Origin of the sequence: Polaromonas sp. CG_9.5, assembly GCF_035984465.1 — a bacterium.
Lineage (GTDB): Bacteria > Pseudomonadota > Gammaproteobacteria > Burkholderiales > Burkholderiaceae_C > Polaromonas.
Map to the genome: position 1 here is coordinate 1 of NZ_JAXCHR010000043.1, position 9,949 is coordinate 9,949.

A 9,949-nucleotide genomic window follows, 5' to 3' on the forward strand; every position below is an offset into this window, starting at 1 on the left:
GCGCCACTCTCTTCGTTTCCATAGTGCCCACTTGTTTGTTTCGTGGACACTATGTTTGACCGCTTTCTTCTCAGTCTCAAGATGGCATGGCCAGCCGCTTACCAGCAGTCAACTGTAACGCCGGACTACGCACTTGGTGTTGGAGCGGGAACGGTTTGTGCAATCCGGAACCGAAATGCGCGTATGCGCTGCCACAGGCAAAAGCGTGCCAAGCAAAACAGGTAACGCTACAAAAAAAATAGCTAAAAGTACAGGATGAGATTGCGCTACGGGCACTTTTGACTCTGAAACTAGCATAAATGGCAGTGCGTAGCCTAACGGCCAAGTTCAGCGGGTGACGTAGCCCATCCACTGAAATGAAGAGTTAAAACACAGACGTTTACGGGGCCAGTTCCCAAACTCCAGAGGGCGAAATATAGGCTGCTTTTAGTTTCTTCAGTGTGCGCAGTTGATTGGCTGCCCACCGCATGTCGTATTGCCACGTAAAAAATAAATCTCCAGAGGCTTTAAGGTCATGCTCGTGATGCTTCCAAAGGTGTTTAGCCACCTCTACAAGTCTGGCACTGCCTCCAAGGTCTTTCAATGCATCTATAACCCAGTCTTGAAGGTCTAATTTCGTTGCCATAACATTTTCTCTTTTGAAATTCAACATATATTGGACGACATCATGGTTCTCATGTTGCCAATCCAAAGCGATAGAACTTCTGAGTTTTTCCTTTTGTCTCAATGACTTATCAATTTTCCTAGCAATGAGGAAAATCTAAATTGCTGCAGATGATTTCACATCTGCAGCCAGCCGAAAACATGCCCGACAAGCCTTCTGTCCCACGCCTTCTTACAGTGGCTCAAATGAATGCGCTAATGGCGGCGATCAGTTTGTCGGGCTGGTCGCGGTGTGGGGAATGGCCGCAGTCGGGCAGTTCGAGCAATCGGGTTTGTGGAGTCCGGCGCGCAATGCCGCGAATTTGTTCCAGCGTGCCGTACTCATCGTCCAGCCCCTGCACGGCCAGCAACGGGCAGGTGATGGTGCTGATTTCTTCTTCGATGGACCAGTGCCTGAAATCCGGGCGCAGCCAGATGTCGTTCCAGCCCCAAAAAGCTGAATCCGGGTCGTCATGGTGGCGGGACAGGCGCTGGCGCAGGTCGGTTTCCAGATAGGTGGTGCGCGCTTTGGCAATGCTGTTGACGGACACGTCTTCGACCAAAATGTGCGGCGCCAGCACGATGGCCCCAGCAATGCGCTGCGGGGAATGGGCCGCGTAGAGCAGGGCGATGGAGCCGCCGTCGCTGTGACCCAGCAGCCAGGGTTTGTCTGCCTTGGTGTCAATGCCCAGTGCGTCCAGCAAAGCGGGCAGCACTTCTTGGGCCTGCCGGTGCATGAAGTCCATGTTCAAGGCTTCTTCAGCAGGGCGCGGCGTCGAGCGGCCATAGCCGGGGCGCGAATACACCAGTCCCCGGCAACCTGCCGCCTTACACACGCACTGCGGAAAATCACGCCACATTGAGACCGATCCCAGGCCTTCGTGCAAAAAGACGATCAATGGCTTGTCAGACTTTTCGCGGGAAATCCACTGGTGTTCAATGCGGGTTGGGCGGCCCGCCCAGTCAATATCAATGAACTCCGCGCCTTGCGTCATGAGGCCGGGCCTTCCAGGTCGCGCAGCTTGAAGCGCTGGATTTTGCCGGTGGCGGTCTTGGGCAGCTCGGCCAGGAATTCGATGGAGCGCGGGTATTTGTAGGGCGCGAGCCGCTCTTTGACGAAGGTCTTGAGTTCGTCTTCGCTGACGTGTTGGCCGGACTTGAGCACGACATAGGCTTTGGTCTTGGTCAGGCCTTCGCCATCCAGCACGCCGATGACGGCGGCTTCCAGAATCGCCGGATGCTGCGACAGCGTGGCTTCGACCTCGAAGGGCGAGACGTAGATGCCGCTGACCTTGAGCATGTCGTCGCTACGGCCCGAATAGGTGTAGGTGCCGTCGGCATTGCGCACGTACTTGTCGCCGCTTTTGGTCCAGCCGCCCTGAAAGGTTTCGCGGGATTTTTCGCGGTTGCCCCAGTATATCAATGCAGCGCTTGGCCCTTTGACATACAGGTCGCCGGTGTCGCCGTCAGGCACCGGGCGGCCATCATCGCCGCGCAGTTCGACCTCGTAGCCGGGAACCGGCCAGCCGGTGGTGCCGTAGCGCACCTTGCCGGGCAGGTTGGACAGGTAGATATGCAGCATCTCGGTCGAACCGATGCCGTCGATGATCTCGATGCCAAAGTGGGCGGTAAAGCGCTCGCCCAAATCAGCAGGCAAAGCTTCGCCGGCTGAAGACGCCATTCGCAGTGACACCTGGTTTTTGTTCGGTAGGCCGGGCGCGGCCAGCATGCCGGCAAAGCCGGTCGGCGCGCCAAAGAAAACGGTGGGTTGGTGGTCAATCCAGCGCTTGAAGGTGGCCGCTGGCGTGGGGCGTTCAGCCATCAGCACCACCGTGGCCCCGACGCTAAGGGGAAAGCTCAGGGCGTTGCCCAGCCCGTAGGCAAAGAACAACTTGGCGGCAGAAAAGCACACATCGTGCTCGGTCAGGCCCAGCACCGGCTTGCCGTACAGCTCAATCGTCCAGTAAGGATTGGCTTGTGTGTGCAACGTGCCTTTGGGCTTGCCGGTGGAGCCGGACGAATAGAGCCAGAAGCCCGGATCGTCGGGGCTGGTGGCGGCGGCCTGGGCCAGCGGCGCGTGTTGGGCGAGCAGTGCATCGAGCGCCACGGAACCCTCAGGCAAAGCGGCGTCGGGGTGCGAGACGATGATGGTTTTGACTTCGTGCGCGGTTTTGCGCAGGGTTTCATGCAGCAGGGGCAGCAGCGTGGCGGACACCAAAACGGACTGGGCGCGACTATGTTCGAGCATGAAGGCGTAGTCGTCAGCCGTCAACAGCGTGTTGACGGCGACCGGCACGATGCCCGCGTACATCGCGCCCAGAAAGCTCACCGGCCAGTCGCTGCAGTCGTGCATCAAGAGCAGTGCGCGCTCTTCGCGGCGCATGCCGCTGGCCAGCAGTCCGGCGGCCAGGCGACGGATACGCTCGGCCAGTTCGCCGTAAGTCAGGCTGCCTGTGTCGTCGATGAAGGCGGTCTTTTCCGGGCGGGCAGCGTTGCAGGTGATCAGGTGCTGGGCAAAGTTAAAGGACGTGCCCAGCGCTGCGGGCCGGGTCATTTCTGTTGATTCGGTTTGCATGGTTTGTCTCCTTGTTTTTTTGTCTGCCGTTCAAACCGCCGGGGGTGTTTGCAGCGCGGCCATATCGGGCGAAATTACATGCACGGGGCCATGGTTGCCTGCCAGTTCCAGCGCGAAATTCGCCAGCCCGATGGCATCGACTCGCACGAGTTCTAGGCCCAGCACCGGGTCCATCAGCGCTGTGCCCGCGCCGGTGCCAGGCTGTCATCGGCCGCCGAGGTAATTCAAAATCAGTTCAATCATGAAGAATATTTTTCTGATCAGGTCAATCTCGCCGTTCGGATGCGTGTGGTGCGGGCCAGCAATGTCCGTCATTTCAACCACATCGACTGAAAATCTGTGCAGGTGTCGGCGGGCTTGAATATGCGGCCATAGCGCACGCCGCCGCCTTCGCGTTCGCACAGCCACCCCTCGGCCACGCCCGCCATGCAGGTTTGTTTGAGCTGGCGGTACGTGGCGCTTTCGATGCCGTGCTCGGCATTCAGCCAGGCGTCCAGACCGGCATCCAGCGGTCGGCCTGCCAGTTGCATGGTCAGTTGTGCAATTTGTTCGCGGAATTGTGCAAGTGACATCCGTGCTTTCCTTATAGTGTGCTGAACTTGTCAATTAACTTAATATGAATTATTGTGCTTGTATAAACCATAATTCCTGAAAAACATCATGTCAAGCAATATATTGCACGTATCAGGGTTAACGCCTGTTTTATCTGAACCGCCGCCTGGCTTCACTGAAGTCCCGCTTTCCGTTCTTCATGTTGCCCAAACCGACGAGAAAAATCCCTTTCTGGTCGCGCTCGGTGAGCGGGTCAAGGCGTTACGGGCGCGGCGCGGCATGACCCGAAAAGCCGTGTCAATCGCAGCCGATGTGTCGGAGCGCCACTTGGCAAACCTGGAATATGGCGAAGGCAATGCCTCCATCCTGGTCTTGCTGCAGGTCTCGCGCGCGCTGCATTGCTCATTGGCGGAGTTGATTGGCGATGTCACGACTTTGTCGCCCGAGTGGCTCTTGATCCGCGAGTTGCTTGAAGGCCGCGACGACACGGCGCTGCGGCGGGTGCGCATTGCAGTGGGCGAATTGCTGGGTACCGGAAGAAGCAATACCGCCATCAGTTCGCAGGTGGCGCTGATTGGCCTGCGGGGCGCTGGCAAGTCAACGCTAGGCGCGATGCTGGCAGAAGACCTGGGGTTTCCGTTTGTCGAACTAAGCCGGGAGATTGAAAAATTTGCCGGTTGCAGCGTCTCGGAAATCCAGGCGCTTTACGGCATGAACGCTTACCGGCGCTATGAGCGGCGGGCGCTGGAGGAAACCATCCAGATCTACCCGGAAGCGGTCATTGCCACGCCCGGCGGCCTGGTGTCGGACCCGGCCACCTTCAACCAGCTGCTGTCGCACTGCACCACCGTCTGGCTGCAGGCCGAGCCCGAAGACCACATGCGGCGCGTAGTCGCACAGGGCGACTTGCGGCCTATGGCGGCCAGCAAGCAGGCGATGGAAGACCTCAAGGGCATTCTTTCAGGCCGTGCGGCTTTCTATTCAAAAGCACAACACAAGCTGGACACCAGCGCCCAAAATCTGGAGTCGTCTTTTCAGCTCTTGCGCAAGACCGTTCGGGAGGCGTTGCAGTTGCCGGTTTAAAGGTCTGCATAAAAATGCTTGTTTGTTTTTAGTATGTTGCATTATCATGCGTATATTAAATTTCAATTAATGCAATTTTGTGCATCAAGCTGGAGACCTGAACCCATGACCATCGCCTCTCACGTCGAATACCAGACCGACCCTTCACAGTACAAGCACTGGAAGCTCAGCTTCAATGGCCCTGTCGCCACGCTGGCGGTCGATATTGATGAAAACGCGGGTCTACGTCCGGGTTACAAGCTCAAACTGAACAGTTACGACCTTGGCGTTGATATTGAGCTGAACGATGCCGTCAGCCGCATCCGCTTCGAGCATCCCGAAGTGCGCACCGTGGTCGTGACCAGTGCCAAGGAAAAAGTTTTTTGCTCGGGTGCCAACATCTTCATGCTCGGTGTTTCCAGCCACTCCTGGAAAGTGAACTTCTGCAAGTTCACCAACGAAACCCGCAACGGTCTGGAAGATTCTTCCCGCTACAGCGGGCTGAAATTCCTGGCGGCCGTCAATGGTGCCTGCGCCGGTGGCGGCTACGAGCTGGCGCTGGCCTGCGATGAAATCATTTTGATTGACGACCGTTCCAGCGCCGTCAGTCTGCCCGAAGTGCCTTTGCTCGGCGTGCTGCCCGGTACCGGCGGCCTGACCCGGGTGACCGACAAGCGCCATGTGCGGCACGACCTGGCCGACCTGTTCTGCACCAGCGTCGAAGGCGTTCGCGGCCAGAAAGCCAAGGACTGGCGTCTGGTCGATGACATTGCCAAGGCCGTCGATTTTGCCCAGAAAGTGCAAACCCGTGCGCTGGCACTGGCCGAGCAAAGCGACCGTCCTGCCGACGGCAAGGCCGTGGTCTTCAAGCCGTTGAATCGCACCGTCGAAGCCGATACGCTGCGTTATTCCAGCGTGACCATCGAGATCGACCGCGCCAAACGCACCGCCACCTGGACGGTCAAGGCCCCCACGGGCGAGCAGCCCTTAGACATCGCCGGCATTGAAGCCCTGGGTGCTGACTGGTTCCCGCTGGTGTTGGCACGCGAACTCGAAGACGCGATTTTGATGATGCGCACCAACGAACTCGATATTGGCGTCTGGCTGATCAAGACCGAAGGCGATGCGGCCGCCGTGCTGGCGATGGACGACGTGTTGCTGGCAAACCAGCACCACTGGCTGGTGCGCGAAACCATCGGCCTGCTGCGTCGCACACTGAGCCGCCTTGACTTGTCGTCGCGCAGCCTGTTTGCGCTGATTGAACCCGGTTCATGCTTTGTCGGTACGTATCTCGAATTGGCGCTGGCGTGTGACCGCAGTTACCACCTGGCGTTGCCTGACGACGAAGACAAAGCACCCAAGATCACTGTGGCCGACACTAACTTTGGCCTGTACCCGATGGTCACCGACCAGAGCCGTCTGGGCCGCCGTTTCTATGACGAGCAACCGGCGCTGGACGCCGTACGCGCCAAGGCCGGCCAGCCGCTGGACGCCGATGCTGCATTCGCGATTGGTTTGGTCACAGCCAACCCTGACGACATCGACTGGACCGACGAAGTGCGCATTGCCATCGAAGAGCGCGTGTCGATGTCGCCCGATGCGCTGACTGGCATGGAAGCCAATCTGCGGTTCAATGGCCCGGAAAACATGTTCACCCGTATTTTTGGCCGCTTGACCGCCTGGCAGAACTGGATTTTCCAGCGGCCCAACGCCGTCGGCGAAAAAGGTGCGCTGAAAGTTTATGGCAAAGGTGAAAAATCACAGTTTGACTGGAACCGCGTCTAAAAACGCCTCTGTTTTCTCGTTGTGCGGCGTGGTCCGGGTGGCGCGCCGCAACCGAAATTCATCCCCCGAATCCGTCAGTTATTTTTGGAGCCCGTCATGTCCAGCATTAATTACAGCGAAAAGATTCCGAACAACGTCAACCTCGGCGAAGACCGCACGCTTCAGCGCGCGCTGGAGCAGTGGCAGCCGAACTTTCTTAACTGGTGGGATGAAATCGGCCCTGAAGGCTCGACAAATTCAGACGTGTACCTGCGCACCGCCGTCAGCGTTGACCCGCAGGGCTGGGCGCAATTTGGCCACGTCAAGATGCGCGACTACCGCTGGGGCATTTTCCTGAACCCCGGCAGTGCCGACCGCGACATTCATTTTGGCGACTACAAGGGCGAAAAAGCCTGGACCGATGTGCCCGGCGAACACCGCGCCAACTTGCGCCGCATCATCGTTACCCAGGGCGACACCGAGCCAGCATCGGTCGAGCAGCAGCGCCACCTGGGCCTGACCGCGCCCAGCATGTACGACCTGCGCAACCTGTACCAGATCAATGTGGAAGAAGGCCGCCATCTGTGGGCGATGGTGTATTTGCTCCACAAACATTTTGGCCGCGATGGCCGCGATGAAGCCGAAGGCCTGCTGGAGCGCCGCAGCGGCGACGAGAACAACCCGCGCATTTTGGGTGCCTTCAATGAAAAGACGCCGGACTGGCTGAGCTTTTTCATGTTCACTTATTTCACCGACCGCGACGGCAAATTCCAGCTGGCGGCGCTGGCTGAAAGCGCGTTTGATCCGCTGGCCCGCACGACCAAGTTCATGCTGACCGAGGAAGCCCACCACATGTTTGTCGGCGAAAGCGGCATTTCCCGCGTCATCCAGCGCACCGCGCAAAAGATGAACGAGCTGAAAACCGACGATGTCGGCAAGCTGCGCGCCGCTGGCGTGATCGACCTGCCCACGATCCAGCGCTACATCAATTTCCACTACAGCGTCACCATCGACCTGTTCGGCGCTGACGAGTCAAGCAATGCGGCCACCTTCTACAGCTCCGGCCTCAAGGGCCGCTACGAAGAAGGCAAGCGCGTCGACGACCATGTGCTCAAGGGCCAGACCTACAAGGTCATCGAGGTCAAGGACGGCCAGTTGGCTGAAAAAGAAGTGCCGATGCTCAACGCGCTCAATGAAGTGCTGCGCGACGACTACATCCGCGACTCGGTGGCCGGTGTCGAGCGCTGGAACAAGGTGCTGACCAAGGCTGGCGTTGCGGTCCAGCTCAAGGTGCCGCACAAGGCGTTTCACCGCAATATCGGCTCGCTTTCCAAGGTGAAGGTGTCGCCTGATGGCCGCGTGGTGTCGGACGCTGAATGGAATGCCTGCGTCAACCAGTGGCTGCCCAGCAGCGAAGACCGCGCCTATGTGGCCAGCCTGATGGGCCGCTGTATCGAGCCCGGCAAGTTCGCCAACTGGATTGCGCCGCCGGTCATGGGCATCAACCGCCAGCCGGTTGACTATGACTACGTTCGATTTAATTGAGCCCCCACGCTCCCCACTGCGTGTGGTTCGCTGCCCCCCGAGGGGGCTGCTGCGCCTGCGGCCTGGCAAAGCCAGTTCCGCGGCCCCTGCTGGTGGCAGAGGAAACACGCCCTCCCTGAGAGTGCTGGCTTTGATCACCACATTCCGCTTCACTATCATCGTTAACGCGCAGTTGCCATCAAGCCTTTATCGGAAACCGCCATGGACATGACCGAAATTCACGTGATCAAGCAGCACCTGATTGACCCTGAAATCTGCATTCGCTGCAACACCTGCGAAGCGACCTGCCCGGTGCAGGCCATTACGCATGATTCGATGAACTATGTGGTGGATGCCGACAAATGCAACTTCTGCATGGACTGCATTTCGCCGTGCCCGACCGGCTCGATCGACAACTGGCGCACGCTGCCGCGCGTCATGGCGTACAGCCTGGAGGCTCAACTGGGCTGGGACGAGTTGCCGGTTGAACTGACCCCGGAAGAGCTGGCGGCCGAAGGCGTTGCCGCCGGTGCCATGCCCGATATTGAACCGGTGGCGCCTTCGCTGCCGGCGGCGGCCACCGGCGAGGCGGTTTTCAACAGTGCCCAGTACGGTGCAACATTGCCGCCCTGGTCGGCCGCGCATGCCTACACCAACCTGTACGGCCCCAAAGCCGCTGAAAAATCCATCACCGCCACGGTGACCGGCAATGTGCGGGTGACGGAAATTGGCAGCGACGATTACGACACGCACCACATCGTGCTGGACTTTGGCAAGATGCCGTTTCCGGTGCGCGAAGGCCAGTCCATCGGCATTGTGGCGCCGGGGGTTGACGCCAACGGCCGGGCTCACCATGCGCGCCAGTATTCAATTGCCAGCCCGCGCAATGGCGAGCGGCCCGGCTACAACAACCTGTCCCTGACCATCAAGCGGGTGCTGGAAGACCACCAAGGCAAGCCGGTGCGCGGCGTCAGCTCGAACTACATGTGCGATTTGCAGGTCGGTGACACCGTCCAGGTGATTGGCCCGTTTGGCGCGAGCTTTTTGATGCCCAACCATCCGCGCTCGAACATCGTGATGATCTGCACCGGCACCGGCAGCGCGCCGATGCGGGCCATGACCGAATGGCGGCGGCGGCTGCGCAAGTCGGGCAAGTTCGAAGGAGGCAAGCTGATGCTGTTTTTCGGTGCCCGCACCCAGCAGGAGCTGCCTTATTTTGGCCCGCTGCAAAGCCTGCCCAAGGATTTCATCGACATCAACTTTGCGTTTTCGCGCACACCGGGCGCGCCCAAGCGCTATGTGCAGGATGTGATGCGTGAGCGGGCTGCTGATCTGGTGCTGCTGCTGCAGGATGCTTCGACGTATTTTTATGTGTGCGGGCTGAAAAGCATGGAGGAGGGTGTGGTGCTGGCACTGCGGGATGTGGCGCAGGAGGCGGGGCTGAACTGGGACGCCGTGGGCGCTGCGTTGAAGGCGGAGGGGCGGCTGCATCTGGAGACTTACTGATGGCTCTTAATGCAGTGTTTCTTGATGGAATTTGGCCTATTGCGCAATAGTTGCCTGCATTGATAGCTATTTAATTGATAGCTTTGTGGCGCGGCCTGGTTTGGCTGGCCGGGGGTTGCCCGGCGGCAACTCACTTTTCTTTGCTTCGCTGTATAGACCGGAGACATGGGTAACAGGTGTACAGGGACATAGGTAACACTTCTTGCGCGCTGTGCCGCACAAAGGAGAACCCCATGCCCTGGCAACTGAAAGACCTGATGGACATCCGACAAGAGTTTGTGACGCTTGCCTTGCAAGAGGGTGCCAACCGGCGCGAGCTGTGCA

General features: G+C 58.9%; 8 protein-coding genes and 1 pseudogene. 4 read left to right on the forward strand and 5 right to left on the reverse strand.

Annotation, left to right across the window (positions count from 1 at the left end; genetic code table 11):
- Positions 1–379: 379 nt before the first annotated feature.
- The 5 genes and pseudogenes from RCH06_RS17310 to RCH06_RS17330 all read right to left on the reverse strand — a co-directional run.
- The gene (locus tag RCH06_RS17310) at positions 380–727 is read right to left on the reverse strand and encodes a hypothetical protein (RefSeq protein WP_327082710.1); all 348 of its coding nucleotides are present in this window, start codon (positions 725–727) and stop codon (positions 380–382) included.
- 118 nt (positions 728–845) lie between these two features.
- Complete coding sequence (locus RCH06_RS17315) at positions 846–1,637, reverse strand: alpha/beta fold hydrolase (protein ID WP_327082711.1); 792 nt, start codon at positions 1,635–1,637, stop codon at positions 846–848.
- Entirely contained in the window at positions 1,634–3,217 is a 1,584-nt protein-coding gene (locus RCH06_RS17320; protein WP_327082712.1) for a benzoate-CoA ligase family protein, read from the reverse strand. Before RCH06_RS17320 ends, RCH06_RS17315 begins: the two co-directional genes overlap by 4 nt.
- Positions 3,218–3,247: 30 nt before the next feature.
- Complete coding sequence (locus RCH06_RS17325) at positions 3,248–3,391, reverse strand: hypothetical protein (RefSeq protein WP_327082718.1); 144 nt, start codon at positions 3,389–3,391, stop codon at positions 3,248–3,250.
- Between the two features lie 84 nt (positions 3,392–3,475).
- Positions 3,476–3,789, reverse strand: a pseudogene (locus RCH06_RS17330) (4-hydroxylaminobenzoate lyase); the annotation flags it as partial.
- 88 nt (positions 3,790–3,877) lie between these two features.
- On the opposite strand from RCH06_RS17330, the gene RCH06_RS17335 reads away from it, so the two are divergent.
- From RCH06_RS17335 to boxA, 4 genes are all read left to right on the forward strand, one after another.
- A complete protein-coding gene (locus RCH06_RS17335) occupies positions 3,878–4,852 on the forward strand; it encodes a helix-turn-helix transcriptional regulator (RefSeq protein WP_327082714.1) in 975 nt (324 codons plus the stop codon).
- Positions 4,853–4,957: 105 nt separating this feature from the next.
- A complete protein-coding gene (gene boxC / locus RCH06_RS17340; RefSeq protein ID WP_327082715.1) occupies positions 4,958–6,616 on the forward strand; it encodes a 2,3-epoxybenzoyl-CoA dihydrolase in 1,659 nt (552 codons plus the stop codon).
- A gap of 96 nt (positions 6,617–6,712) precedes the next feature.
- A complete protein-coding gene (gene boxB, locus RCH06_RS17345) occupies positions 6,713–8,140 on the forward strand; it encodes a benzoyl-CoA 2,3-epoxidase subunit BoxB (protein ID WP_327082716.1) in 1,428 nt (475 codons plus the stop codon).
- 201 nt (positions 8,141–8,341) lie between these two features.
- On the forward strand, positions 8,342–9,625 hold the full coding sequence (boxA, locus tag RCH06_RS17350; RefSeq protein ID WP_327082717.1) for a benzoyl-CoA 2,3-epoxidase subunit BoxA: 1,284 nt from the start codon (positions 8,342–8,344) through the stop codon (positions 9,623–9,625).
- Positions 9,626–9,949 lie beyond the last annotated feature (324 nt).